Here is a 26,160-nt window from a genome sequence, read left to right as displayed (position 1 = left end):
GCTATTACTGATAAACGGCTGTCACTACTGCTAACTGTAATTACCGTATTCATTTAGTCGCCCTTTACTACAAAACTAAGCTCTTAAGTTTATACTATTTTTACTGTTCGCAATTTATCGTTAGGTCAATCGGCGTTTACTTGAGATAATCATTACTGAACCCATTATTTAGGTTAAATATGAAACTATTAGTTCGTAACTTGTCTCGTGCTACCACTGAGCATGAGCTTCGTACTTTATTTGCAGAGCACGGTAAAGTGACTACCTGTAACTTGGTACTTGATAAAGAAACTGGCCAATCTAAAGGTTTTGCCTTTGTAGAAATGCCAAACGACATTGAAAGTAAAAGCGCAATTACTACACTTAACCAATCTACTGTTGATAAAAGTAAGATCCGCGTGAAATTAGCGGATGCTTAAGTAATAATTTATTACTTAAAGTTAAAAGAACCAGCTTGCGCTGGTTTTTTACTAATGACTGATAGTTAATCTGCAATTGAATGAAAAGTTCTCTATAAAAATTCGACATCGCTGCGGTGCTTCCTTTATATTGAAAGCCTATTTAAATAACAATATGAAGACTATGGCATCTACTCTTTTAAAAAGCGCTAGCCTAAGCCTGCTAGTTGCACTCTTTGGCTGCTCAGAGCCTGCAAGCGAACAAACTCCATTAGAAAATACAGCAGGTGTAAGCCTTAGCAATATTAAACAGCATATTAAAACGCTAGCCTCTGATGACTTTCAAGGCCGAGGCCCGCTAACTCATGGTGAAGTGAAAACCGTTGGCTATTTAAGCGAGCAATACAAAGCGCTGGGGTTAACCGGCGCTTATAAAGGCAAATACTTACAGCCTGTAAAAATGGCAATGGTGACAGCTAATCAGAATATGCAGTTAAAGGTAGGTGATTTGAGCTTTGAATCAGGTAAAGACTTTACCGCACGTACCGAGCAACTTCAGCCATTAATTGATGTAAGAAGCTCTGACGTTGTATTTGCGGGCTACGGTATTAATGCGCCAGAATATAACTGGAATGACTATAAAAATATTGATGTAACGGGTAAAACAGTGGTTGTGCTAGTTAACGACCCAGGCTTTGCGACTCAAAACGATACGCTTTTTACTGGTAATGCAATGACCTACTACGGTCGCTGGACTTATAAATATGAAGAAGCGGCTCGCCAAGGTGCAAAGGCTGTATTTATTGTTCATGAAACAGCCCCTGCGGCATATCCTTGGGGCGTAGTTGAAAGTTCAAACACCGGCACTAAATACACGTTAATGGATAACAACTTAAACGCGTCAAAATTACCGGTTATGGGCTGGCTAACAATTGATGCGACTGAGAAAATGTTTAACGCCGCAAAGCTTAACTATCAAGATTTAAAACAAGCAGCATTAAATGACGACTTTAAAGCGACGCCACTTAACTTAAAAGCAAACCTTGCCTTTAAAAACGAAGTGTCACATGCCAAATCACATAATGTAGTTGCACAAATTACAGGAAGCGAATCGCCTGACGAATACGTTGTTATTAGCGCTCACTGGGACCACTTTGGTACTAAACAAACTGACACCGGCCCTAAGATTTATAACGGCGCGGTAGATAACGCTTCAGGCACTGCAGCCACGCTTGAAATAGCACGTATAATGAGTAAAAAGAACAAGCAAAAGCCATTTAAACGCTCAATTATTTTTGCTAACTTTACAGCAGAAGAAACGGGGTTAATTGGCTCTGAAGAATTTGCATCGGGTGCGGTTGTACCTACAAAACAAATGGTCGGTCTATTAAATATTGATGGCATGAACGTGCTTGATGGCACTGACTACATTTTACAATACGGTAAAGATTTATCGACAATGGAAAACTATTTAGCAAAAGCTGCAAAATCACAAGGCCGTTTTGTTAAAATGGATCCTCGCCCGCAAAATGGCTTGTTTTTTAGATCAGATCATTTCTCGCTTTCTAAGCAAGGCGTGCCTAGTTTATTATTTATGAGTCTGGGTGATACCGATCCTGAGTACATTGCGCATAAATACCATAAAGAAGCAGACGACTACTCAGCTGATTGGTCGTTAGGTGGTGTTAAGCAAGATATAGATCTTATTGTTGATATAGCCACACAGCTTGCAAATAATGGCGATTGGCCAAAGTGGACGAGCGAGTCTGACTTTAAAGCCAAGCGCGCGCAAGATAAGCAATAAATAGCTATTAAATAGAGTTATGTAATATAAAAATCCTCCTACTTGGAGGATTTTTGTTTTAAACGAGCGCGCATTAATAGCGTTTCGGCCTTTGCCCCTAAATAAACATAAATAGCCAGTGCAATTAAAAGCCCTACCACTGCCAGCATCATCGCTATCGCAGGCATTAAATATTCCGATTGCCCCAACGCCGCTTTAAACATAGTTAACAGCGCCTCAATTGATATAGCAATCAACACAGTAGAGATAAACCGTGTAATAGTGCGCCGCGTAGACGAGTGCCTAAAAATATCCTTATGCATAAGGATTTCTTCTTCGAGTATTGTTTTACCTAAATCAAACACTGCTAGTGCCAAAGTGATGTAAATAATGATACTAAAAGGCTCAAGTGGGTCTGATGAGGTATCTACATGGGTTAATAGCGCGTATATATCACTAAAAACGATATTCAATAAAAATAATACTAAGCAAAATAAGCACGCCACAATAATACCGTAACCTGCTTTGAAGTAAGGCGACATATTAGCGCGCGCAGTATCACCCATTACAAACTCAATAAGCTGCGTTAAGCTCACATCAACGACCAAGTAATGCTGATTATTAATTGGTTTTTTTAGCTCTTTAATCGCCGATATACATAAATGGTTAGTCGCTATAGAAATGTAGGGATCAGTAAAGCACACTTTATCACTTGCTTTAGCGTTCAAAAAATAGGGTCGCTCGCTTAAATCTTGTTGATTACCACTTTCACCTAGTTTTTTGCTGTATGCGCGTTTAAAGCAGACATTATTACCCTGCTGCAAACCTTCTGCATTTAAACAATATTGTAATTCTAAAAATGGGTACTGCTTAATCAGGTAGCGGGTATCACGCTCTTTGGTTAATCCGTCCTCAATACTCATTAAAATAGATTCAAGTAAACTGTGTATTACATGCTCATATTCGTGGTAGCGCTCAACACTACTGATATAACTCATTCGCGCCATTTTAAATACTCATTAACCTAAGTTATAAATAGATTTGCAAGTTTAAAACCAACAATAAAATAACTTAATAATCAGTAACTTGACACTATTCAAACTCAAGTTTTGCACCACTTTGGTGACTAAAAAGTAATATATTAAATTAAATGCACAAAAAAGCAGCTAAGTATTAATTACTTAGCTGCTTTGTGAGTATGACTGGTAAGGTTCTACATAGAGCTTATTACTGAACCTTCGAAAACTCTTCTTTAGATAACTCGCCATTTCCATCTGCATCTAATTGATCAAAAAGCTGTACTAGTTGCGAGTTTACTTGGGCTTCTGTTTTATTAATTACGCCGTCGCCATCTGTATCAAAAGAATCAAAATCTACCGCAGCAAACGCCGCTGAAGAAGAAGCAAGGGCTACAAGTGCTAAAGTTTTGTGTAATGTTTTCATAATCGTTTCCTTAGGCTTTGAGCCTGATTAGGGGTAAGAAGTCCTTTTCCAAGATCCTTTAGGGGTAAAGTGTCTATAAATTAATATTCAAAAAAATCATTTTCTGTCGGGCCACCGCTACTTTGAACATTCAGCTCGTCAAATTGCTCTATCACTTGCGCCGATTCTTCAGAGCGACTAATTGAGGCGTTGTCGTCTGCATCGCGTGTTTCAAAGTCTGTGTTTGCAAATACTACTGACGAAGAAACAATAGCCATAAGTACAAATGTTGATTGTAGCTTTTTCATAATTTAATCCTTCAAAAGTATGCGGTGTCCTAAATAAATTTGCTCTATAGTGCTCTCTAGTCACTTCCTGGTTATTCTTTTTAGTAGGCTCCCTTGCCTACTTAGGTTGTCTTTGGCAACTCAGAATTTAGATAACATTACAGAGCATTAACTGTTTAAGGCTTTAATTTTAGGCCTTAGAAAACTCATCTTCAGATAGCTCACCATCTTGGTTTGTATCGAGTTCATTAAACTTGCTTAAAAGCTCAGCATCTACTGAAGCTTCGGCTTGGCTGATTGCGCCATTACCATCTACGTCTAGCGTATCAAAATCTGTTGCTGCAAAAGCCGCTGATGAAGAAGCTAGCGCCATTAGTACTAATGTTGATTGAAATGTTTTCATAATAGTATTCCTTCATTGGGTTATTGCGATTAAGGCCTTTGGCTTTCATCACGTTTTGCTTAATACACTCTTGGTATTACAACTTCGGTGCCACTTTTTATTTATTATTTAAAAACAATGAGTTAAATGATATAAAGCGAGAAAAGCTTAATTTGGGGAGGTGTTATTGTTGCTATTTAGCAACAGCCATTTGACTAAAAAGAATAAACCATTATAAATCAATTGGTTAAGCTTAATTAAAAAGACACACTTTGGCTAAAAAGCCAATAAAGGGGGCGTTTAGGTTAGCCTTCAAAATAAACTGAATATGAACATGGAAATGACATAGGATTTATTTTCGGCTACTAAATAATTAATTTATTTTTAATCAGTAAGTTACATTATTTTTTGAGATTTATTATAAAAATTTTGGAAGGATATTTTGAAATTAACTGTTTTGTTGCCAAATGGCGAATTTATTTAGGAAGGTTTCAATGCTAAAGCTAAGTTGTAGCATTCAACTCATAATTTAATGCATTGTAAAATATAGGTTTGCTTAAATTAAGCAAACCTATATCGTGTGCCGCTATTGGAGTGAGGTAAATTATATAGATTTAAACTACTTCCACCCTTGCAGCCACTTTTGGTTATCTTTTAAATCTCGCCAACTAATTGGATATTGATTTTTTGACATAACAGCCTCGGTAATACATTCAATTACGTTGCCATCTTCATCAAATTCCACCTCAACAATAATGAAGTGTTTTTCTTTATTTATAGCAGGTGTTGCGGTCCATTTACTATTCAATAATTTTTTAGGGTTTAATTTATTCATTTAATATAGCGACTCCTACTCGTAACTTACATAAGGCAACTATACGACCCCAACACCTACTTAGTTCAGATTACTCTGCAACTAGCTTGCCTTTGTACATTTGCATTTGGCAATGAAAGTCATACTCACCGGCTTCAAGCGCGGGTAGTTTAACTGTATTGCCATCACCCATTGCCAGCGTTTTACTTATATCAAGCTGTGGAAATACCACGGTTTCGGCGCACGGCGCGCTGTCTTTTCTGTCAAAGGTAAGTACAACCTCTTTGTTGACTGCCACTTTAATGTGTCCTGGCTTATAAACACCGTTATCAACGACTATCGTTACTTTGTTATCATCACTTTTTGTTTGCTCTGGTTTGTATAGCCAAAACCAATAAATAATTGCGGCTATTAACAGTGCACCACCTATATTAATCATCAACATAATGTACTCCTTAGCTTAAATTACGATTTATTTGGTTTGAAAAAACGTAAGCGATTAGCGTTACTTACCACTGTTAGCGATGAAAGTGCCATAGCTGCACCTGCAACAACAGGGTTAAGTAGTATGCCAAAAAATGGATACAACACGCCGGCTGCAATCGGAATACCCGCCACGTTATAAATAAAGGCACCAAATAGGTTTTGTTTAATATTTAAAATAGTTGCACTACTCACTGCAATTGCATCAGCAAGGCCATGTAACGAAGCACGCATTAAGGTAATGTCTGCACTTTCTATTGCAACATCGGTACCTGTGCCAATTGCAAACCCTACATCCGCTTGCGCAAGTGCAGGGGCATCGTTAATACCATCACCTGTCATACCCACTATTTCACCGTTTGCTTGGCGCTTTGTTACTTCGTTTACTTTATCATCGGGCATTACTTCTGCAATAAAATCATCAATACCAACTTGCTTAGCAACGGCTTGTGCTGTGGCTTTGTTGTCACCTGTTAGCATAACTAGGTGGATACCTTTATCTTGCAGGCGTTTAATAGCTTCAACTGAATCCTCTTTAATAGGATCTGCTACTGCTATAATAGCGTGGAGCTTATTATTACTTGCAAAATACATGGGCGTTTTAGCATCACTGGCAAGTGTTTGAGCTTGCTCGGTTGCATCATCAACGGCTACATCGTATTTATCCATTAGCGCTTTATTGCCAAACAACAATGTTTGCCCGTCAACACTGCCAGTTACACCTTTACCTGTAATTGCGTTAAAGTCAGCTACTTTACTTAAAGTTAAGCCCTGCTTTTTAGCGTGTGCCGTAATTGCTTGGGCCAGTGGATGCTCTGAGCTACTTTCAAGGCTTGCAACACGTTGCATTACTGTATTTTCATCACTGTTATTAAAGGTAACTACATCGGTAACTTGCGGTGTGCCTTGGGTAATAGTGCCTGTTTTATCTAAAATCATGGTAGTGATTTTAGATGTTGTTTGCAGCGACTCACCATTTCGAATTAATATTCCTGACTCTGCAGCTTTACCAATACCCACCATAACCGACATAGGGGTTGCGAGTCCTAGCGCACAAGGACAAGCAATAATAAGTACAGTGGTAACCGCAACAACGGCATAAGCAATTGATGGCTCAGGTCCGAAGTTTAACCATGCAAGGCCTGCAAGCACCGCAATAATCATGACTGTTGGTACAAATATTCCTGATATAACATCAGCTAAGCGCCCTATTGATGGCTTAGAGTTTTGTGCACGCTTTACCATATTGATAATATTGGCAAGTGTGGTTTCGCTACCAATGTGCGTGGCTTTAAATAATAAAGTGCCACTTTTATTAATACTTCCGGCAACGACTTTATCGCCCGTTTTTTTGCGGACGGCCATTGGCTCACCAGTAAGCATTGACTCATCAACCGTACTGCTGCCTTCAATAACATCGCCATCCACAGGGATTTTTTCACCCGGGCGTACGCGTACTTCATCATTTTTTACAACATCACTCATGTCGATGTCTTGCTCTTGCCCATCGCGAATTACGCGTGCAGTTTTTGGTTGCAGGCCAATTAAGCGTTTAATTGCTTGTGAGGTGCGCCCACGTGCTTTTACTTCAAAAGCGAGCCCTAAACTAATTAAACCGATGATCATCGATGATGCTTCAAAATATACGTGTCTTGCAACTTGTGGTAATAAGTTTGGTGCTATTACCACAAACATTGAATACAACCACGCAGTACCTGTACCAAGCGCTATTAATGTATCCATATTGGCAGCATGGTTTTTGAATGCCTGCCAAGCACCGTTGTAAAATTGCTTACCTGATATAGCCATAACCACAAGCGTGACTATACCCACTAAAAACCAGGCTATTCGTTGTGTGTCGGTGGTCACACTCATGTCAAAAATAAGCCCGTATATCATTAACGGCGCACCGACCCCTAACGCTAATATCATATTACGCATTAGCTTTTTATAATGTGCCGCGTCCGACTTTGCTTTTTCATCAAGTGCATCTTGATCAGACTCGTTACTCATTGGCTTAGCTGAATAACCAATGTTTTCGACTGCTTTAATAAGCGTGCTTTCACAGGCTTTACCTTCTACACGTACAGTACGCTGTGCAAAGTTCATTTCTACGTTTTTCGCGCCTTGCACGCTATTAAGGGCTTTTTCAATTTTAGCCACACAACTGCCGCAATTAGCACCTTCAATAATAAAGTTTTGCGCGGTGTCTTTTGTATTAGTCGTCATTACGCTGCTCCTTATTTGCAGAATCGTTTATTGGATCAACAAAAGATTCTATTAAACTACACACGTCACTGGCATTTGCACCATCGGCTAATGTATCCCATTGCTTCAGAGCTGCATGCATTCTGTTTCGTAGTTTTAATGTTTCTTGAAATAGTGCTTCGGTTTCTTCTAGGCGTTTAGTAATGAGTTTACGTGTTAACGGACAAGGACAATTCCCCTGCTCTGACTCGCCTATAATGTGTTGAATATCTTTGAGTGAAAAACCAAGTTGACGCGCACTAATAATAAACTTTAACCGTTGCTGGTCTTGCTTTGTATATTCTTGATAGCCATTTTCTTCACTGCGTATTGGATTAAGTAACCCAATACGTGTGTAATGACGAACAGTATCGGCAGTCACGCCCATTAACTTGGCAAGTTGTTTAACATACATAATTTAGCCCCGTGGAATTTCAATAGATCAATAATAAACCTATGTGCAACACACAGGTCAATAGAGAGGAGCATTAAAGCATAATTTAAATTTACTGAAACTGATTTAGCGAAAAAGTGAAAGCGCTCTGGCTAGAGCGCTTAAATAACAGAGGTAAAAGTATTGAATCTATTGTTCTTTAAAGGTTAAATTTAACCAGCAAATATCAACAGTCTCTAGTTAACATGCTCGCGTGAGGCTTTTAGCTCTTCGCTTAGCTTGCCTGCTATATCTTGAATTTTTGGCATAGCATCTTTCATTAAGCTTTGTGACATTTGCATAGACTCTTGCATTACAACAGGCATTTTTTCAAGTATTTTTTGCCCTGTATCTGTTTTATAAAATGCTAACATATCGGCAATTTCTTGCTCACTAAAATGTTTGTCGTACACGCTAATCATCATTGGCTGCATTTTAGCCCAGCTCATTTCGGTTTTTAATACCGTTGTCATGTCGCCGTAGTATTTATCAAAAATAGCCTGTTCAGAAGGCTTAACGCCCATTTGGTCTGACATGCCTTTCATCATACCTTCAACCTGGCCGTACATAGAATCAACCATTGCATCCATGTTCATTACATTAATGAGTTCATCTATTTTTTGCTGCTTAGAATTTTGTTCAGCATACAAACTACTAGAAAAAATCAGTAATGATAAAAGTAGTACCTTACCCATAATAATATCCTTTCATATAAATAATGGACTTATGGTCACATGAATAATTTGTATTGTAAAGGGTACAAGTAATCATTAAAAAGGCCGAATAAAATAAATTTATTCGGCCTTTTATAAATATATTTTTATGCTAATCGTCTTCTACATTATCTAGGCCTTTAGTGCCTTCTTTGGCTTTTAGCTTATGATGAATAGCTGACTTTATTAGCATGTAGCCACTAATCGGTGCCGTAATTAGTAAAAATATAGTAATGAGTATTTCTTTAACACTTAGGCCATGCCCTGAATTTGCAAAATAAACCATAGCAGCAATTAACATACTCGCCATGCCCAACGTGGTTGCTTTAGTTGGTCCATGCAAACGCATAAAAAAGTCAGGTAGTTTAATTAAGCCTATTGAGCCAATTAAAATAAACGTACCACCAAATAACAATAATATTGATACAACCCATTCGCTGATCATGTTTTCACCTTATTCAATTATATCGCCACGTAGTAAATACTTACACACTGCAACTGTACTTATAAAACCGAGCATAGCAATAAGCAGTGCAGCTTCAAAATAAAGCCCTGTATCCATACTAATACTGTATAAAATAATCAGTGCGATGACGTTAATGTACATAGTATCGAGCGCTAAAACACGGTCAGGCACTGACGGACCGATGATCAATCGCCATAAATTAAGTAATAATGATAAGCCAATCATCGAAAAAACAATGAGTAATACAGTATCTAACATTGAAATATCTCCTTTAGTGGAGCTTCGTAGCGTTGTTTTATTTGTTTGATAAGTGCTTGTTCATCTTTAAGATCAAGCACATGTATTAATAAGTAGCGTTGCGTTGGCTCTTCACCCTCAAGTAACGATTCAGCAATTGGGTAAACCTCTGCACTCACAGTACCAGGTGTAAGCGATACACAACTGGCCAATATAGTAATTGGCATATCATGGGTTAAATCTATCGGTACTTTTATAAAGGCCGGACGCAAATTTTTAGATGGCCCAAGTATAAGTAAAGCCACTTGTAAATTTGCTACAACAATATCGTACAGCACAATAAGCAACTGCTTGAGAGCCAAGCCCGGCTTTAAAATTAGCGGCTGAGGCTCGCGAAGCGAAAAACTTAATATCGGGATAAGTATTGCAAAAATAGTCGCTAATACTAAGTGCCCTACCGACACGCTATTATTTAACAATAGCCAAACCATAAACAAAAATAAGCTACGAAATGGCGTTGGTAACCAACGAAAACGGGCTTGTAATCTCATCACATGCCTCCTTTAAGTACAGCATTAATGCCGCCGCTTATGTCATGTAACTGCACAGCAGCACCCAGCATATATTCACTAATGGGCCCGCCAAAAATTACTAATAATGGTGAACACGCAAGTAAACCTATAATTACAATTACTTGCAATGGGTTCGCATTTACACACTCAGCATTTTCACTATTTTTACTTTTATGCTCCCAGAACAAGGTTGTGCCAGCGCGCGAAAGCGCTACTAACAACGCAAAACTTGTTACTAAATATACTGGCCAAAATAGTAAAGCTTGCTCACTGTTTAATGTCGCTTTAAGTATCCAAATTTTACCTACAAAGCCTGATAGTGGCGGCATACCAACTACCGTTAAAGCCGCAATAATAAAGCACACACCTAATAAAAATGGCTGTTTAACAGAGCGACCCGCCACAAGCCTATCGCCAACTTTACCGCGCTGGATTGAAACTAAGTCTGCTAGTAAAAATAGAGCGGCACTAACAAGTGTTGAATGCACTAAATAATATAAAAGTGCAGCAGTGGCATTTACATTTTGCAATGCAATTAGCGCAACCAACGTACCTACCGATACTAATACTAAGTTAGCCGTTAGTTTACGTAAATCTTGCGCTGCCATAACACCAATGGCACCCACTATAATGGTGGCAATTGCTAAGCCCCAAAGCCAAGGCTGCGCCATATGTTCAAGCGCTCCGGCTTGTTCGCCAAATATCACCGTGTAAACACGAAGCATGGCGTAAACGCCTACTTTGGTCATAATCGCAAACAATGCAGCAACTACAGGTTTAGCGCTTGAATACGTATTTGGAAGCCATAAATGCAGAGGTAATAGTGCGGCCTTTAAAGCAAATACAATGAGTAATAATAAACCACCTGCTTTTGCTAGGTATACATCATCGCCCGAAAGCTGTGATACTTTTTGCGCCATATCTGCAATATTAAGCGTACCAAGTACACCGTACAAAATACCCAAACCGATTAAAAATACGCTTGAGCCAACTAAATTTAATATTACATATTGCAGTGCCGCACGGGTGTTTTGTTTATCACCTGCGTGCATTAACAATGCATATGATGCAATCAGTAGCACTTCAAAAAATACAAATAGGTTAAATAAATCGCCAGTTAAAAACGCGCCATTTACACCTAATATCAAAAAGTGAACAAGTGGGTGATAAAAGCTGCCTTTTTCATCATCGCCAGCACTACCATATAAAATAGCGCCCAAACCTAAAAATGAAGTTAACGTAACCAATAAAGTAGACAACATATCGGCTACTAAGACTATTCCAAATGGTGCAGACCAATTACCAATAGCGTAAACGTTCATACCCGTATTATTAACATGTACAAGTAAAAGCACACTAATGGCAAAAGTAGCTATTGCCATTACAATTGAAACTAAGCGGCGTATTTTAACGCTTTTACCACATGGTGGCAGTAATAAAATAACGGCCGTAAGCATAGGTAATAAAATAGGTAGCGAAGCTAAATGTTGGATCATTTTTGCTCCTTGTTATCTGCTGAGGTATTAGGCACATAACCATCAACATGGTCGCTACCTAAATCGGCGCGTCCACGTATTGCCAAAATAACCACGAATGCGGTCATCGCAAAACCAATAACAATAGCTGTAAGCACTAAAGCTTGAGGTAGAGGATCGGCGTATTCTGTACCAGTACCAAGTACTACCGCTTTATTAATAGTAAGACGACCTGCTGAAAACAAAAATAAGTTAACAGCATATGAAATCATAGTAAGCCCAAGTACTACAGGGAACGTACGAGCTCTTAGCAGTAAAAACACACCGCAACTGACCAATACTCCAACGCAAGATGCGTACAATAATTCCATTAAATATTTACCTCTTTTTTCTGGGTATCTGCCGTCATATTACCTAAGCTTGCTAAAATCATTAACGTAGCGCCTACAACCGTTAAGTAGACACCTAGGTCAAATGCAATCGCGCTGGCAAGCTCTGTTTTACCGACAAACGGAATATCAAAGTAGTCAAACCAGGTTGTTAAAAATGGCTTATCAAAGAACCAGCTACCCACACCTGTAAACAGTGAAATACCAATGCCTGAAGCTATGATTTTACGATAATTAACATCAAAACGTTCGTTTATCCATGCCGTACCATGCGCCATATATTGTAAAATAAACGCGATTGACGTTACCAGTCCTGCAATAAAGCCACCACCAGGTAAGTTATGCCCTCGTAAGAAAATATACGCCGACACCAACAACGCAAGCGGTAATAAACTTTGTGAAATACTCGCCAATAATATTGGATGACGTTCTTTAGCCCATGGGCGGCCTTCGCTGTCACTTGCAGGCATAAATAATGGAATTCGAGAAAGTACTTTAAATATACCTAATGCGGCAATGCCTAATACGGTAATTTCTCCAAGCGTATCAAAGCCCCTAAAGTCGACCAAAATAACGTTAACTACGTTAGTACCACCGCCACCAATTTTAGCGTTAGCAATAAAGAAGTCTGAGATTGAATCTAATGGGCGTGTGAGTAACGCGTAACAAATACTTGCTATAACTACACCTAACGTAGAGGCTATTGCTAAATCTCGAAGTACACGTAATGAACTTGATTCTTTTGGCGTATGTTGGGGCAAGAAAAACAATGCCAGCATAAGTAAAATAATAGTAACCACTTCAACGGTTAGCTGCGTAAGCGCTAAATCTGGAGCAGAAAAACGTGTAAATACAACCGACACCATTAACCCCACAATTGAGAGCATTAACAACGATACCATTCGAGAGCGATGCCAAATAACGGTGGCAAGAGCACCAATAATTAATAAGCCTGCACCAATTGCATTGTGCACATCAACAGGCGTAAGTGGCATGCTACCGGCAAGTTGTTGCATTTCAAATAATGGCCAACCCGCACACAGTAATACTACCGCTAACATAATTACAAGGTAGCGCTGCAGCGATCCATTTTCTGTACTGCTTACCTTTGACTGACACCAAGCAATAACGCTTAATATTACACGTTCAAACGTTTTTTTAGCGTTTAGAGGTGGTAACGATGCTTGAAATTGAAATAGATATTTACGATTAACATAAATAAATAAGCCGCCAACAACAGCCATTGCACTCATAAGTAAAGGTAAGTTAAATCCATGCCAAATAGCTAATTCGTAATGTGGCATTTTTTGCCCTAATACAGCTAAGGATGCCGCAGATAAGATGCCATCAATTGCAAAGTGCGGAAACATCCCTACTAATAAACAAATGACAACGAGTATCTCTATTGGTACACGCATATAACGTGGTGGTTCATGAGGTATTCGTGGTAAATTAATTGGATCACCGTTAAAAAACACATCGTGAATAAAGCGTGCGGAATACGCAACCGCAAATGCGCCTGCAACAGTTGCCAGTACTGGTATTAGCCACGACATAGAACCAAGTACTTGCTGATGCAGCGTTTCTGCAAAAAACATTTCTTTAGATAAGAACCCATTAAGTAATGGTACACCCGCCATTGCAGCCGCCGCGACCATCGCAAGCGTTGCAGTGTATGGTAAGTATCGCCACATACCATTTAATTTACGCATATCGCGCGTGCCTGTTTCGTGATCAATAATACCAACGGCCATAAATAACGACGCTTTAAACGTGGCATGGTTAATGATGTGGAATATTGCCGCAACAGTTGCAAGCTCAGTATCAAGCCCGAGTAACAGCGTTATTAAACCCAAATGGCTTATTGTTGAATAGGCTAACAAGCCTTTTAAGTCATGTTTGAATAATGCTATATAAGCACCAAACAACAGCGTAGCTAAACCCGTTAACCCAACGAGCAAGAACCACGTATCGGTGCCGGCTAAAGCAGGGTGAAAACGTGCTAACAAAAATATACCGGCTTTTACCATAGTTGCAGAATGTAAATACGCGCTCACTGGCGTAGGTGCAGCCATTGCATGAGGAAGCCAAAAATGAAATGGAAATTGTGCCGATTTAGTAAATGCACCCAATAGCACCAATACCAATGCTACTTCGTATAAATCGTGAGATTGAATTATTGCTTTACTCGCTAGAATAACATCTAAGTCATAACTACCAACAATATCACTCAATAACATTAAGCCAGCAAGTAATGCTAAACCGCCAGCACCAGTCACAGCAAGCGCCATGCGCGCGCCCTTGCGTGCTTCGGACTTATGCCACCAAAAGCTAATTAATAAAAATGAGCTGATGCTGGTTAATTCCCAAAACAACCACAGTTGAATGACGTTGTTAGACATAACAATACCAAGCATTGCAGTCATAAATAGCATTAAGTAACTATATAACTTGGCCATTGAATCGTTAGCGCTTAGGTAGTAACGCGTGTAGAGGATAACGAGCAAGCCTATGCCTAAAATCATAAACATAAACAATAAACTGAGGCCATCTAACCGCAGAGATAAATCGAGTCCTATTGACGGGATCCAAGCTAATGAATAACGAATGGTTTCGCCCGCTAAAACTGCAGGTGCATGGTATAGAGTAATCCCCAAAGCCGTCAAAGGCGCGAGAGCCGTTAAACTAGTGCTTAAATTGCGGGATAACTTACCTGTGCATGCAGAAATAACACTGCCAATTAAGGATAACAAGGGTATCCAGAGCAAAGTCATAATGTAGGGCCTTTTATAATCATAAGTTTATCAGGGCGTCACTCTTTTAGGATTAAGTGATGCTTTTACTGCCTGTTTTTTAACGACATTAATAGTTATAGTTATACTGAAAAACACTAATTTTGTCTATATAAAGCGGGGTTATATGAATGTTTTCAAAACAAAAACTAACAATTTTTTCAAGCTAAAAAATCAATATAGCATTGCTGACGATTGTTAATTTAATATAGCCTTATTTATAGACGTAAGCTCATCTGAGTGACGGTAGAAGTCCCCCTTAGTCATATCTAAATACTTCAACCAAAGTTCCCTGTATTGCGTTGAGAGCCCTAATTGTTGATACTGCATAATAGACCACTTTTCACTTGGTTTATAAGCAATACCTCCTTGTTGACAACTTTCACTTTTATGCCAACCTTCTGGTGCAGGTTCACCATGTGTAATATATAAATTTGGTGCTACAAACCCACTTTGTGCGCACAACCATGCTTGTTTTGATATAGGCAAAGTATACTCATCCTCAAAACGGTTAAAGTGCATAAGTTCGTGTAAAAATATACTGTAGTTTGCCTGTGAGTTAATAAGCATTTTGCCTTTACTGACATTTGCAGTGCCATGCTTTGGCATCATTACTAAAAAATCATAATTGCTAAGAAGCTCATTTTTAAATCTAGAGGCCTGCCAATCACATTGCGCAGCATTATTGATATTACTTTTACAATTGAGCGCAGTCGCAACATAAACGGGCTTTGAAAAACAAAATATATTTTCGCGTGGCTCTGGCTGCCGATTGTATGTAGTTATAAAGTCACCTAATTTATATAAACCATTTCGGTGATCGCTCATTACAATTACATTAAACATACAGTGCTTTTTAGGCTCATCAATATCCTCTAAAAAAGAAAAACCCAAATTTTGTATAAATTCACGCGGTATATTATTTTCCGCTATAGATAAATGCAACCTGAGGTGATTAAAAACATCCCCTTCTGGTAACTGCTTTATATCGGCTAACAGCTTTAAATCATCCCAACGTGATTGAGCTAATAACTGAACAGCTAACTCTTTACGCTCAATTGCATTTAATTTATTTATACCTGCCAACCAAAATTGTTTAGCCGTATCACTGTCGTTATTATTTAAAAGTCTTATTGAATAAGCATATTGTGCAGAGGGAATGTGATTTCTAGCCAATATAGCAAGGGAGGTATCTGGTAGTTGCGGTAAATGAACCGCAAAATAATTAGGGAAGCGTCTATAGACTTTTAACACACTGGCCTTTGTGTTCAAAACATGCCAAAAGCCAATCGCGTCAAGGTGATTACCAGAGCCTGTTATTAAAAGGCTACACAGTAATACACCTGCCAATTTTAATGCCTTAACTTGCGTCGTCACCAGCCATTAACTCAAGTTCTAAACGTGCATATTTATACTCAATAAACTCATGTATATTAGTTGCTAGAGCTAATCTAAAATAATCAGCGGCTAAGTATTTATCACCAGCAGCCTGATGCAATTTAGCTAAGTAAAAATAAGCTTCACATAAACGCTGAGCATATTCTTGTTCCGACTTAACACCCTCACTAATGCCAGATAAAAAAGCATGCTCGCTCATATCACCTGCAAAAAGCGAAATTAGTTGAAACGCCCATTGTGAATCGTCAAGTGCTGTTGCATTCGTTTTAAGTTCAACAAGAGCTTGCTCCTTATTTACCTTAGCATCTGCTAAATAAACCCATAATACACGATAAGGGTCATTTGGAGAGCGAGCTAAAAATGCACTAAAATCGGTTTTAGCAATACCAGACCTATCACCATAATAAAGTGCAATACCTCGATTTAAATAGGCGTATTCGTGATCTTCATCAAGCTCAAGGGCCGAATCAAAAAATTCATAAGCTTTTTCATATTGTTGCATTAGCGTATGTTGAATACCCAAAAAATTATATACTTCAGCTAAATCAGGCTTAAGTTTTACAGCGCGGTTAAAATCAATACGCGACAGCGTAGTCATGCCTAAACTATCAAATAACACACCACGGTCATAATATAACTTCGCTTGTTGATCAGGGCTTAAATCTGCTCTATTCAATAACTCTGAGTAGCGTGCAATAGCAATTTCACTTCTAAAGTCAGAGGCCAAAGGTGCAGTAAATGGCACATTAACAATCGGGGTTGGTTCTGATTCTGTTGTAGTTTGGCAAGCGCTTAAAGACAAAATAGCGAAAGATGCCAAAGCTAAATGTTTGAGTATCATTAAAATCCTTAATACCAAGATAGGTAGCAATATGACAGACGATGTCTCAATAGGTTCATAGCAAATGATGAACTATTATTGCTCTAGGTAAACTGCTCAGTAATTAGGTAAAATTATGTTGTGAGTTTGTCACTTTTAAATTTGAACACTATTTATGAGTAATTTAGCTTCCTTGAATAATCTTTGTTTAAATTTAATTAGCCTCATTAAAGCATAAAAAAAGGGGCTAAACAGCCCCTCTTTTATATTATCCAGTAAATATCTGGATGAAGTATTAGCAATTACGCGTCAGTTGGCGCGTCAGCTGCAGGTGCTGCTGATTCCATTGCTTCTTTAATACTTAGACGTACACGGCCTTGGCGATCTACTTCTAGTACTTTAACTTTAACTTCTTGACCTTCAGAAAGGTGATCAGCCACGTTATTAACGCGCTCAGTACTAATTTGAGAAATATGTACTAGACCATCTTTACCAGGAAGAATGTTTACAAACGCACCGAAGTCTACGATACGTACAACTTTACCTTCGTAGATAGTACCTACTTCAAGTTCAGCTGTTAATTGCTCAATACGGCTAATCGCATTAGCTGCACTTTCGCCATCTGTAGCGGCAATTTTAATTGTACCGTCGTCACCGATTTCAATCGTTGTACCAGTTTCTTCAGTAAGCTGACGAATAGTTGCTCCACCTTTACCAATAACTTCAGCGATTTTCTTCTGTGGGATTTTCATTGTGTATATGCGAGGAGCAAACATTGATAGCTCTTCAGAAGGAGCAGAAATCGCTTCATCCATCACTTCTAAGATATGTAAACGTGCAGCTTTTGCTTGTTTAAGCGCAATTTGCATGATTTCTTGAGTGATACCTTCGATTTTGATATCCATTTGAAGTGCAGTAATACCCGCAGCAGTACCGGCAACTTTAAAGTCCATGTCACCTAAGTGATCTTCATCACCTAAAATGTCAGAAAGAACAACGAATTTATCGTCTTCTTTAACTAGACCCATCGCAATACCGGCAACAGATGCTTTAATTGGTACACCCGCGTTCATAAGTGCTAGAGAAGTACCACAAACAGACGCCATTGAAGAAGAACCGTTTGATTCAGTAATTTCAGATACTACACGGATTGAGTAAGGGAACTCAGTAAGTGTAGGCATTACAGCTGAAATACCACGCTTAGCAAGGTTACCATGGCCGATTTCACGACGCTTAGGAGAACCAACAAAACCAGTTTCACCAACACAGAATGGAGGGAAGTTATAGTTAAGCATAAAGTGATTTTTATGAGTACCCGTTAAATCGTCGATTAACTGTGAATCACGTTCTGTACCAAGTGTCGCTGTTACTAATGCCTGAGTTTCGCCACGAGTAAAGATAGCAGAACCGTGAGTACGCGGTAATACGCCAGTCATTACGTCTAGTGCACGAATCATATCTGGTTCACGACCATCGATACGTTTTTCGCCAGCAGCGATACGGCCACGAACGATTTTCTTCTCAAGTGAACCGAAGATTTTGCCAATTTCTTGCTTGTCTAAAGACTCGCCTTCAGCAAGTTCAGCTGTTAATACTGCAACAACTTCATCCTTCGCTTCGCCAAGTGCTTCTTTACGCGCTACTTTATCAGTGATTAAGTAAGCTGCGCCTACTTTATCAGCAGCGATAGTTGCTACTTTATCTTCAAGTGCAACATTTTTCTCAGGTGCAGTCCAATCCCAAGTAGGCTTGCCTGCTTGCGCTTTAAATTCTTCGATTGCAGTGATGATCGCTTGAGATTGCTCATGACCGTATACAACAGCACCAAGCATTACGTCTTCAGCAAGTACATTAGCTTCTGACTCAACCATAAGTACCGCTTTATCAGTACCGGCTACCACTAAATCAAGTTGGCTTTCTTCAAGTTCTTTTAATGTAGGGTTAAGTACGTATTCGCCATCGATGTAACCAACACGAGCTGCACCAATTGGGCCACTGAACGGGATACCAGAGATAGCAAGTGCTGCTGAAGTACCAATCATCGCAACCATATCAGGTTGGATTTCAGGGTTAACAGACACAACGGTTGCAATAACTTGTACTTCGTTCACAAAACCACTTGGGAAAAGTGGACGAATTGGACGGTCAATAAGACGTGCAATAAGTGTTTCGCCATCGTTAGGACGACCTTCACGCTTTAAGAAACCACCTGGGATACGACCAGCAGCATACATACGCTCTTGGTAGTTAACTGTTAGTGGAAAAAAGTCTTGGCCTGGTTGTGCTTCACGCTTACCAACAACAGTGACTAAAACTGAAGTATCGCCAATGCTTGCAAGTACTGCGCCGTCTGCTTGACGAGCGATTGCACCAGTTTCTAGTGTCACTGTGTGTTGACCTAGTTGAAATTCTTTAATAATTGCTTGCACTTAAAATATTCCTTAAATGTATTCTAATAAGTTGTCATCAAAGTACCAATTACAGTACATAATTGTATTCAGTTGGAAATCAATTAAGTACTACAATTGGCAATGATGTGGATAAGCGTAGATAAACCTTTTTATCTACGCGCATAGTATATACCAAAGCTACTTCAAAATGCGAGTCTAGGGTGTGTTGTTCTTTGCGGATTGAAATTTGTTCAATCTAACTACTCGATTTCAGCTGGGCTTATTTAGCGGTTAAATACAATAGCTCTTGGTAAGCTATGAAATGGGGGTTTTATATTGCAATTCAATAGGTTTAAGAATTTTCTTAATTTAAAAACACAAATTTCAGGCACAAAAAAAGGAGCTAAAAAGCTCCTTTTTCTATAATCTAGTTCTTAGCGACGTAGGCCAAGTTCTTTGATTAGTGCAGTATAACTAGTGATATCTTTACCTTTAAGGTAATCAAGTAGTTTACGGCGAGTGCTTACTTTACGAAGCAGACCACGACGTGAGTGGAAGTCATGCTTGTGATCAGCAAAGTGACCTTGAAGCTTGTTGATATCATAAGTAAGTAATGCTACTTGTACTTCTGATGAACCTGTATCGCCTTCTGCACGTGCAAATTTAGCAATGATATCGATTTTTTCTTGATTGCTTAGTGACATAGTAACTCCAAAAATTAAATTTAAAAGGTGTCTTAGCCGATCACTAATTCAGCCAAAACGATTAAGCGGGCGTATTCTACCAACTGTGGGAATAACTACAAGTTAATTATCCCCATCTACAACTAATAAGCCACTACTGGGCACATTAGTTGCTTATTCCGGCTTTACGTAATCATCTTGCTGGCTAGCAAGACCACGTTTAACCTTTAAATGTCCATTTGAGTTGCGCTCACCAGTACCAATAAATATATTATCCGCAACAACTTTAATTGCACCATCAGGTAAAGCGATTGGTAATTCTACAGCTTGCCCGTGACTAAAAATTCCCCCTTGTTCTTTTGTGATTTCAACAACGGGTAAATCAGTTAAAGCAGTGTCTATAGGTAATAACAACGAGTCTAAATAAGTCGAAGGCGCAAGCTCTTCTTCTTTCGCTTTAGCAAGTAATGCTTCAATTTCATCAAGCGATACCATTTTATCTGCCGGATACTGACCAACAGCGGTTCTGTGGAGCATAATAACGTGTGCACCGCAGCCTAGGTTTTCGCCTAAATCGTCAACGATTGTACGAATGTACGTCCCTTTAGATACATGAGCCGTCATTTGTAATACGTTGCTTTGTTCATCAAATTCGTCAAACGATAAGCTAAACACGTTTATTTTTCTGCATTTGCGAGGTACTTCAATACCTTCGCGAGCGTACTTATATAACGGTCTACCTTGATACTTAAGTGCCGAGTACATTGACGGATATTGATCAGACTCACCAACAAAAGCAGCAATTTCTTTTGTTAGCTGTTCACGCGTTACGTTCACATCTTTAGTGCTAACAATTTCGCCATCAGAATCTGATGTTGTTGTACGCTCACCCAGTTGTGCACGAACGATATAGGTTTTATCTGTATCGAGTAAAAACTGCGTAAACTTAGTCGCTTCACCAAAACAAATTGGCAGCATACCTGTAGCAAGTGGATCTAAAGCACCTGTGTGCCCAGCTTTTTGCGCAAAATAAACACCTTTTGCTTGCTGTAATGCTTTATTTGATGAAATGCCTTGCGGTTTGTTTAACAACAAAATACCGTCAACTGCACGGCCTTTACTGCGCTTTGCCATCTGTATCAGTGCCTTCTTCGCTATCTGTATCGTCTACGTGCTCAGTACTTTCTTCGCTATCTAAAACTTCATCAGCATCAACACTTTCTACGTCTTCATCAACATGCTTTGCGTTATCTTCGCGGATAATAGAATCCACTAAATTAGAAATACGCATACCTTCCATTAATGAGTTATCAACAACAAACTTTAACTCAGGCATTATACGTGCACGAATACGCTTACCAAGTAACGAGCGAATATAACCCGTTGCTTCATTTAGTACTTTTGCGCTTTGCTTTGCTGCATCTTCATCTTGTGTGTTAAACACAGTAATGAAAATTTTGGCATAAGATAAATCGCGCGATACTTCTACCGCTGACACTGTCACCATACCTAAGCGTGGATCTTTAATTTCGCGTTGTAAAATTACAGCAATTTCTTTTTGGATTTGCTGTGCAACACGATCAGTGCGAGAAAATTCTCTCATTATACTTGTCCTAAAATAATAACTTATTGAAATTAAATAATAAGTTAACTAAATAATGGATATGCAAATGGGGGCTAAGCCCCCATTTAAAATCTTAGCGTAGAGCGTGTAGAACGCCCGGGCGTTAACCTTAAGCGTTCAATACACCCTAGTAACAATTATAGAGTACGTTGTACTTCAACTGTTTCAAATACTTCGATTTGGTCACCAACACGTACGTCATTGTAGTTCTTAACGCCGATACCACATTCCATGCCGTTACGAACATCAGCAACATCGTCTTTAAAGCGACGAAGTGACTCAAGCTCACCTTCATAGATAACCACGTTTTCACGTAGTACACGGATTGGAGCGCTACGTTTGATAACACCTTCAGTAACCATACAACCAGCAATTGCGCCAATTTTTGGAGACTTAAATACGTCACGAACTTGAGCAAGACCAATGATTTCTTGTTTAAACTCTGGCGCTAGCATACCTGACATGGCTTGCTTAACTTCTTCGATTAAGGCATAAATTACGCTGTAATAACGAAGGTCTAAGTTTTCAGTATCAATCACTTTACGAGCAGAAGCATCAGCACGAACGTTAAAGCCAACTACAATTGCGTTAGACGCTGCAGCTAGGGTTGCATCAGTCTCAGTAATACCACCAACACCTGAACCAACAATCTTCACTTTTACTTCATCAGTAGAAAGCTTAGTTAGTGAATCAGAGATTGCCTCGATAGAACCTTGAACGTCTGCTTTAAGTACCACGTTAACTTCAGAAACATCGCCTTCAGTCATGTTAGTAAACATGTTTTCAAGCTTAGCTTTTTGCTGACGTGCTAGCTTAACATCGCGGAACTTACCTTGACGGTATAAAGCAACTTCACGCGCTTTACGCTCATCTTTAACAACAGTCGCTTCGTCGCCCGCAGCTGGAATACCAGAAAGACCTAAAATCTCAACTGGAATAGATGGACCAGCAGATTTAATGTCTTTACCGTTTTCATCGCGCATTGCACGAACACGGCCATACTCAAGACCACATAATACAATGTCACCTTGGTTAAGCGTACCAGATTGAACAAGTACTGATGCTACTGGACCACGGCCTTTATCAAGACGAGATTCAATAACAACACCTGCAGCCATACCTTCAGTAGGTGCAGTTAATTCTAAAAGCTCAGATTGCATAAGCACAGCTTCAAGAAGGTCGTCAATACCTAAACCAGTTTTAGCTGAGATATGAACATACTGCGTATCGCCGCCCCACTCTTCTGGAATAACGTCAAGTACAGCTAGTTCGTTTTTAACGCGATCTGGATCTGCGCCTTCTTTATCCATTTTGTTTACAGCAATGATTAAAGGAACGCCAGCTGCACGTGCGTGCTGTACCGCTTCTTTAGTCTGTGGCATAACGCCATCATCTGCTGCAACCACTAGGATTACGATATCTGTCGCTTTAGCACCACGAGCACGCATTGATGTAAATGCAGCATGTCCTGGTGTATCTAGGAACGTGATCATATTGCCGTTTACATCAACATGGTATGCACCAATATGCTGTGTAATACCACCGGCTTCGCCTGAAGCAACTTTTGCAGAGCGAATATAATCAAGAGTCGATGTTTTACCGTGGTCAACGTGACCCATAACAGTTACTACTGGAGCACGTGGCTCTGACTTACCATCTTCATGGCGGTCATTAAGTACTGTTTGCTCTAATTCGTTTTCTTTAACAATGATAACCTTGTGACCCATTTCTTCTGCAACTAATTGTGCAGCTTCTTGGTCAATCACTTGGTTAATGGTAACCATGTCACCCATTTTCATCATTGTTTTTACAACTTCAGCGCCTTTAACAGCCATGCGTGATGCAAGCTCAGCTACTGTAATTGTTTCGCTAATACGCACTTCATTTTTAACATCAACAGTTGGTTTTTGGAAACCATGCTGCAGCGATGCTGGTGCTTTTAACTTAGACTTGTTACGGCCTCTTGACGCTGCAAATTTATCTTTTGCTGGCGCTTTTTTCTTTTTCTTAGCACGGCGTGTACCTTGCTCATCACGAGCATCGGCAACATCTTCAGCTTCACGTGCGTAAGTAGAAGTCGTAAGATGGTGATCCGCTGTTTCTTCGCGTTTCTTACGCTCTTCTTCTTCTTTCTTCCAGCGTGCCGAGTTTTCTTCAGCTAGCTTTCTTGCTTCTTCTGCTTGACGTTTCGCTTCTTCTTCAGCTTTCTTCAATGCGGCCTCTTCTGCTTCTTTTTGCAGACGCTCAGCTTCTATGCGATCTTTCTCAGACTTAGCACTTTGCTCTGGGGTCATCTGCTTTTGTTTCGCTTTACGCTCTGCATCTGCTTTGCGTTTAGCTTCTTCTTTGGCTTTACGGTCAGCGTCTTCTTTCGCTTTGCGCTCTGCCTCTTGTTTCGCTTTTAATTCTGCGGCTTCTTGCTCAGCTTTTTGCTGCTCTTCAAGACGTACTTTTTCTTCAGCGGCTAGGCGTGCTTGCTCTTGTTCTTGTTCCATTGCGCTTTTTTTCACGTACGTACGTGTTTTGCGAACTTCAACTTGAACAGCTTTAGCTTTACCCGTAGAGCCAGTCACACTTAATGTGCTTTTGCTCTTACGTTGTAAAGTCATACGCGCTGGACCATCTGAACCTGTACCGCCATGATGCTTGCTTAAATGATCAAGTAACGTTGCTTTTTCAGCTTCTGTTACATTATCAGTTGCTTGCTTAGTGATACCTGCTTGTGAAAACTGCTGTAGCAATTTATCAACAGTTGTACCTATATCGCCGGCTAGTTTTTCAACATTTACTTCTGCCATAGTGTGTAATACCTCCGTTAATAAATTACTCGTCTGCAAACCAACAAATGTTTCGTGCAGCCATAATTAGTTCACCCGCTTTTTCAGATGAAAGTTCTGTAATATCAACTAATTCGTCAATACCTTGTTCTGCCAAGTCTTCAAGTGTAACAACACCCTTGCTTGCCATAACAAATGCTAAGTGACGCTCTAAGCCTTCAAGCGCAAGTAAGTCTTCAGCCGGCTCTGCGCCTTCTAAGCTTTCTTCCGTTTTAAGTGCTTTAGTTGTTAATGCATCTTTTGCACGTGAGCGCAGCAGATCAACTGTTTCTTCGTCTAAGCCATCAATTTCTAAAAATTCAGATGCTGGTACGTACGCTACTTCTTCAAGTGTCGAGAAACCTTCATTTATAAGTAATGATGCAAACTCATCATCAATTTCTAAATTTTCAGTGAATAAGTTAAGCAACTTATCTGATTCAGCTTCATTTTTAGTACGCATGTCTTCAACAGTCATTACGTTTAGTTCCCAACCTGTTAGTTGGCTTGCTAAACGAACATTTTGACCATTACGACCAATCGCTTGCGCTAGGTTATCTGCATCAACTGCAATATCCATTGAGTGAGTGTCTTCATCCATTACGATTGAAGCAACTTCTGCAGGTGACATTGCATTAATAACAAACTGCGCTGGATTATCGTCATAAAGAACGATATCAACACGCTCGCCGCCAAGTTCTGACGATACAGCCTGAACACGTGCGCCACGCATACCAACACATGCACCAATTGGGTCAATGCGTTTGTCGTTAGATTTAACTGCAATTTTAGCGCGAGAACCTGGATCACGCGCAGCTGCACGTAACTCAATCATTTCTTCGCCAATTTCTGGCACCTCAATGCGGAATAGCTCCATAAGCATTTCAGGCTTAGAACGCGTTACAAATAATTGTGCGCCGCGAGCTTCAGGCTTAACTTCGTATAAAAGACCACGGATACGGTCACCCGGGCGGAAGTTTTCACGTGGAAGCATATCATCACGGTAGATAACAGCTTCAGCGTTATTGCCTAAATCAAGAACGATAGAATCACGTGTTGCTTTTTTAACAACACCGGTTACTAACTCACCAACTTGATCTTTGTATGCATCGACTACTAAAGCACGCTCAGCTTCACGTACTTTTTGTACGATTACTTGCTTAGCCATTTGTGTAGTTATACGGTCAAATTTAATTGAATCTATTTGCTCTTCAACGTAATCGCCCATCTGCAAATCAGGTTCTTCAACCTGCGCAGCTTCTAACGTAATTTCGCTGTATGGGTTCTCTAAAGAACCATCTTCTAATACTGCTGCAATCTGCCAACGACGGAACGTATCGTAATCGCCGGTCTTACGGTCAATTGCTACACGTACTTCAATTTCGCCATCATGCTTTTTCTTTGTCGCTGTCGCTAATGCGAACTCTAAAGCTTCAAAAATCTTTTCTTTTGGAACCGCTTTCTCATTGGAAACGGCTTCAGCAACCAATAATATCTCTTTTGCCATGGGTAATGCCTCGCTTGCCCTATTCCTTC

The 26,160-nt window shown here is 39.6% G+C and carries 25 protein-coding genes; 2 read left to right on the top strand and 23 right to left on the bottom strand.

All coding sequences use genetic code 11. The features are described 5' to 3' along the window. The first annotated feature begins 179 nt into the window (after positions 1 to 179). Both AOR04_RS05605 and AOR04_RS05600 read left to right on the top strand, forming a co-directional pair. Positions 180 to 419, top strand: coding sequence for an RNA recognition motif domain-containing protein (locus AOR04_RS05605; RefSeq protein WP_096792739.1), 240 nt, complete (start codon positions 180 to 182; stop codon positions 417 to 419). A gap of 163 nt (positions 420 to 582) precedes the next feature. Then, positions 583 to 2,202, top strand: a complete 1,620-nt coding sequence (locus AOR04_RS05600; protein ID WP_096792738.1) for a M28 family metallopeptidase — start codon at positions 583 to 585, stop codon at positions 2,200 to 2,202. A gap of 38 nt (positions 2,203 to 2,240) precedes the next feature. Here the strand turns inward: AOR04_RS05600 and AOR04_RS05595 are convergent, their stop codons facing one another. From AOR04_RS05595 to nusA, 23 genes are all read right to left on the bottom strand, one after another. Beyond that, on the bottom strand, positions 2,241 to 3,188 hold the full coding sequence (locus AOR04_RS05595; protein ID WP_024603579.1) for a PDC sensor domain-containing protein: 948 nt from the start codon (positions 3,186 to 3,188) through the stop codon (positions 2,241 to 2,243). A gap of 220 nt (positions 3,189 to 3,408) precedes the next feature. Beyond that, entirely contained in the window at positions 3,409 to 3,624 is a 216-nt protein-coding gene (locus AOR04_RS05590; protein WP_096792737.1) for an EF-hand domain-containing protein, read from the bottom strand. 80 nt (positions 3,625 to 3,704) lie between these two features. Next, the gene (locus tag AOR04_RS05585) at positions 3,705 to 3,911 is read right to left on the bottom strand and encodes a hypothetical protein (RefSeq protein WP_007378760.1); all 207 of its coding nucleotides are present in this window, start codon (positions 3,909 to 3,911) and stop codon (positions 3,705 to 3,707) included. Between the two features lie 169 nt (positions 3,912 to 4,080). Then, positions 4,081 to 4,293 carry an EF-hand domain-containing protein gene (locus AOR04_RS05580; RefSeq protein ID WP_002958507.1) on the bottom strand — a complete coding sequence of 71 codons (213 nt, stop codon included), beginning with the start codon at positions 4,291 to 4,293 and terminating at the stop codon, positions 4,081 to 4,083. Between the two features lie 598 nt (positions 4,294 to 4,891). Beyond that, complete coding sequence (locus AOR04_RS05575; protein WP_002958506.1) at positions 4,892 to 5,107, bottom strand: TIGR02450 family Trp-rich protein; 216 nt, start codon at positions 5,105 to 5,107, stop codon at positions 4,892 to 4,894. 70 nt (positions 5,108 to 5,177) lie between these two features. After that, positions 5,178 to 5,531, bottom strand: a complete 354-nt coding sequence (locus AOR04_RS05570) for a cupredoxin domain-containing protein (RefSeq protein ID WP_096792736.1) — start codon at positions 5,529 to 5,531, stop codon at positions 5,178 to 5,180. Positions 5,532 to 5,551: 20 nt separating this feature from the next. Continuing rightward, entirely contained in the window at positions 5,552 to 7,798 is a 2,247-nt protein-coding gene (locus AOR04_RS05565) for a heavy metal translocating P-type ATPase (RefSeq protein WP_096792735.1), read from the bottom strand. Then, positions 7,788 to 8,231: a MerR family transcriptional regulator gene (locus AOR04_RS05560; protein ID WP_096792734.1), complete on the bottom strand. Its 444-nt coding sequence runs from the start codon at positions 8,229 to 8,231 to the stop codon at positions 7,788 to 7,790. Before AOR04_RS05560 ends, AOR04_RS05565 begins: the two co-directional genes overlap by 11 nt. A gap of 215 nt (positions 8,232 to 8,446) precedes the next feature. Then, complete coding sequence (locus AOR04_RS05555; RefSeq protein WP_096792733.1) at positions 8,447 to 8,944, bottom strand: DUF2059 domain-containing protein; 498 nt, start codon at positions 8,942 to 8,944, stop codon at positions 8,447 to 8,449. A gap of 130 nt (positions 8,945 to 9,074) precedes the next feature. Then, the gene (locus AOR04_RS05550) at positions 9,075 to 9,407 is read right to left on the bottom strand and encodes a Na+/H+ antiporter subunit G (protein WP_007378492.1); all 333 of its coding nucleotides are present in this window, start codon (positions 9,405 to 9,407) and stop codon (positions 9,075 to 9,077) included. Between the two features lie 9 nt (positions 9,408 to 9,416). Further along, on the bottom strand, positions 9,417 to 9,686 hold the full coding sequence (locus tag AOR04_RS05545) for a K+/H+ antiporter subunit F (protein ID WP_007378493.1): 270 nt from the start codon (positions 9,684 to 9,686) through the stop codon (positions 9,417 to 9,419). Continuing rightward, positions 9,680 to 10,216 (bottom strand): Na+/H+ antiporter subunit E, encoded by a 537-nt coding sequence (locus AOR04_RS05540; protein ID WP_008134633.1) that lies wholly within the window; start codon positions 10,214 to 10,216, stop codon positions 9,680 to 9,682. The genes AOR04_RS05545 and AOR04_RS05540 overlap by 7 nt, the downstream gene beginning before the upstream one ends. After that, positions 10,216 to 11,733, bottom strand: coding sequence for a monovalent cation/H+ antiporter subunit D (locus AOR04_RS05535; protein ID WP_096792732.1), 1,518 nt, complete (start codon positions 11,731 to 11,733; stop codon positions 10,216 to 10,218). Before AOR04_RS05535 ends, AOR04_RS05540 begins: the two co-directional genes overlap by 1 nt. After that, on the bottom strand, positions 11,730 to 12,083 hold the full coding sequence (locus AOR04_RS05530) for a Na+/H+ antiporter subunit C (RefSeq protein ID WP_010554685.1): 354 nt from the start codon (positions 12,081 to 12,083) through the stop codon (positions 11,730 to 11,732). Before AOR04_RS05530 ends, AOR04_RS05535 begins: the two co-directional genes overlap by 4 nt. Continuing rightward, the gene (locus AOR04_RS05525; protein WP_007378497.1) at positions 12,083 to 14,875 is read right to left on the bottom strand and encodes a monovalent cation/H+ antiporter subunit A; all 2,793 of its coding nucleotides are present in this window, start codon (positions 14,873 to 14,875) and stop codon (positions 12,083 to 12,085) included. The genes AOR04_RS05530 and AOR04_RS05525 overlap by 1 nt, the downstream gene beginning before the upstream one ends. Positions 14,876 to 15,091: 216 nt before the next feature. Then, positions 15,092 to 16,243: a hypothetical protein gene (locus AOR04_RS05520; RefSeq protein ID WP_007378498.1), complete on the bottom strand. Its 1,152-nt coding sequence runs from the start codon at positions 16,241 to 16,243 to the stop codon at positions 15,092 to 15,094. 10 nt (positions 16,244 to 16,253) lie between these two features. Next, positions 16,254 to 17,132 (bottom strand): lipoprotein NlpI, encoded by an 879-nt coding sequence (gene nlpI, locus AOR04_RS05515; RefSeq protein ID WP_096792731.1) that lies wholly within the window; start codon positions 17,130 to 17,132, stop codon positions 16,254 to 16,256. Positions 17,133 to 17,413: 281 nt separating this feature from the next. Continuing rightward, positions 17,414 to 19,540: a polyribonucleotide nucleotidyltransferase gene (pnp, locus tag AOR04_RS05510; RefSeq protein ID WP_096792730.1), complete on the bottom strand. Its 2,127-nt coding sequence runs from the start codon at positions 19,538 to 19,540 to the stop codon at positions 17,414 to 17,416. Between the two features lie 395 nt (positions 19,541 to 19,935). Continuing rightward, the gene (gene rpsO / locus AOR04_RS05505) at positions 19,936 to 20,205 is read right to left on the bottom strand and encodes a 30S ribosomal protein S15 (protein ID WP_002958490.1); all 270 of its coding nucleotides are present in this window, start codon (positions 20,203 to 20,205) and stop codon (positions 19,936 to 19,938) included. A gap of 153 nt (positions 20,206 to 20,358) precedes the next feature. Further along, on the bottom strand, positions 20,359 to 21,318 hold the full coding sequence (truB, locus tag AOR04_RS05500) for a tRNA pseudouridine(55) synthase TruB (RefSeq protein WP_033028531.1): 960 nt from the start codon (positions 21,316 to 21,318) through the stop codon (positions 20,359 to 20,361). Then, the gene (gene rbfA / locus AOR04_RS05495) at positions 21,302 to 21,787 is read right to left on the bottom strand and encodes a 30S ribosome-binding factor RbfA (RefSeq protein WP_007378502.1); all 486 of its coding nucleotides are present in this window, start codon (positions 21,785 to 21,787) and stop codon (positions 21,302 to 21,304) included. Before rbfA ends, truB begins: the two co-directional genes overlap by 17 nt. 158 nt (positions 21,788 to 21,945) lie before the next feature. Further along, positions 21,946 to 24,606, bottom strand: coding sequence for a translation initiation factor IF-2 (infB, locus tag AOR04_RS05490; RefSeq protein ID WP_007378503.1), 2,661 nt, complete (start codon positions 24,604 to 24,606; stop codon positions 21,946 to 21,948). A gap of 25 nt (positions 24,607 to 24,631) precedes the next feature. Further along, entirely contained in the window at positions 24,632 to 26,131 is a 1,500-nt protein-coding gene (nusA, locus tag AOR04_RS05485; protein ID WP_007378504.1) for a transcription termination factor NusA, read from the bottom strand. Between the last annotated feature and the right edge of the window lie 29 nt (positions 26,132 to 26,160).

Source organism: Pseudoalteromonas sp. 1_2015MBL_MicDiv, assembly GCF_002407505.1.
Taxonomy (GTDB): domain Bacteria; phylum Pseudomonadota; class Gammaproteobacteria; order Enterobacterales; family Alteromonadaceae; genus Pseudoalteromonas; species Pseudoalteromonas fuliginea.
The sequence above is the reverse complement of the archived record's forward strand: the minus strand, read 5'-3'. Positions and strand labels throughout refer to the sequence as shown.

Bases quoted from the DNA above. Each gene is read 5' to 3' on its own strand.
- AOR04_RS05535 (WP_096792732.1), bottom strand. From the start codon at position 11,733: ATGATCCAACATTTAGCTTCGCTACCTATTTTATTACCTATGCTTACG.
- infB (WP_007378503.1), bottom strand. From the start codon at position 24,606: ATGGCAGAAGTAAATGTTGAAAAACTAGCCGGCGATATAGGTACAACT.
- AOR04_RS05545 (WP_007378493.1), bottom strand. From the start codon at position 9,686: ATGTTAGATACTGTATTACTCATTGTTTTTTCGATGATTGGCTTATCA.
- AOR04_RS05595 (WP_024603579.1), bottom strand. From the start codon at position 3,188: ATGGCGCGAATGAGTTATATCAGTAGTGTTGAGCGCTACCACGAATAT.
- AOR04_RS05605 (WP_096792739.1), top strand. From the start codon at position 180: ATGAAACTATTAGTTCGTAACTTGTCTCGTGCTACCACTGAGCATGAG.
- AOR04_RS05525 (WP_007378497.1), bottom strand. From the start codon at position 14,875: ATGACTTTGCTCTGGATACCCTTGTTATCCTTAATTGGCAGTGTTATT.
- rpsO (WP_002958490.1), bottom strand. From the start codon at position 20,205: ATGTCACTAAGCAATCAAGAAAAAATCGATATCATTGCTAAATTTGCA.
- AOR04_RS05575 (WP_002958506.1), bottom strand. From the start codon at position 5,107: ATGAATAAATTAAACCCTAAAAAATTATTGAATAGTAAATGGACCGCA.
- nlpI (WP_096792731.1), bottom strand. From the start codon at position 17,132: ATGATACTCAAACATTTAGCTTTGGCATCTTTCGCTATTTTGTCTTTA.
- AOR04_RS05550 (WP_007378492.1), bottom strand. From the start codon at position 9,407: ATGATCAGCGAATGGGTTGTATCAATATTATTGTTATTTGGTGGTACG.
- AOR04_RS05560 (WP_096792734.1), bottom strand. From the start codon at position 8,231: ATGTATGTTAAACAACTTGCCAAGTTAATGGGCGTGACTGCCGATACT.
- AOR04_RS05600 (WP_096792738.1), top strand. From the start codon at position 583: ATGGCATCTACTCTTTTAAAAAGCGCTAGCCTAAGCCTGCTAGTTGCA.
- AOR04_RS05555 (WP_096792733.1), bottom strand. From the start codon at position 8,944: ATGGGTAAGGTACTACTTTTATCATTACTGATTTTTTCTAGTAGTTTG.
- AOR04_RS05590 (WP_096792737.1), bottom strand. From the start codon at position 3,624: ATGAAAACATTACACAAAACTTTAGCACTTGTAGCCCTTGCTTCTTCT.
- AOR04_RS05530 (WP_010554685.1), bottom strand. From the start codon at position 12,083: ATGGAATTATTGTACGCATCTTGCGTTGGAGTATTGGTCAGTTGCGGT.
- nusA (WP_007378504.1), bottom strand. From the start codon at position 26,131: ATGGCAAAAGAGATATTATTGGTTGCTGAAGCCGTTTCCAATGAGAAA.
- AOR04_RS05540 (WP_008134633.1), bottom strand. From the start codon at position 10,216: ATGAGATTACAAGCCCGTTTTCGTTGGTTACCAACGCCATTTCGTAGC.
- truB (WP_033028531.1), bottom strand. From the start codon at position 21,318: ATGGCAAAGCGCAGTAAAGGCCGTGCAGTTGACGGTATTTTGTTGTTA.
- AOR04_RS05570 (WP_096792736.1), bottom strand. From the start codon at position 5,531: ATGTTGATGATTAATATAGGTGGTGCACTGTTAATAGCCGCAATTATT.
- rbfA (WP_007378502.1), bottom strand. From the start codon at position 21,787: ATGAGAGAATTTTCTCGCACTGATCGTGTTGCACAGCAAATCCAAAAA.
- AOR04_RS05580 (WP_002958507.1), bottom strand. From the start codon at position 4,293: ATGAAAACATTTCAATCAACATTAGTACTAATGGCGCTAGCTTCTTCA.
- AOR04_RS05565 (WP_096792735.1), bottom strand. From the start codon at position 7,798: ATGACGACTAATACAAAAGACACCGCGCAAAACTTTATTATTGAAGGT.
- AOR04_RS05585 (WP_007378760.1), bottom strand. From the start codon at position 3,911: ATGAAAAAGCTACAATCAACATTTGTACTTATGGCTATTGTTTCTTCG.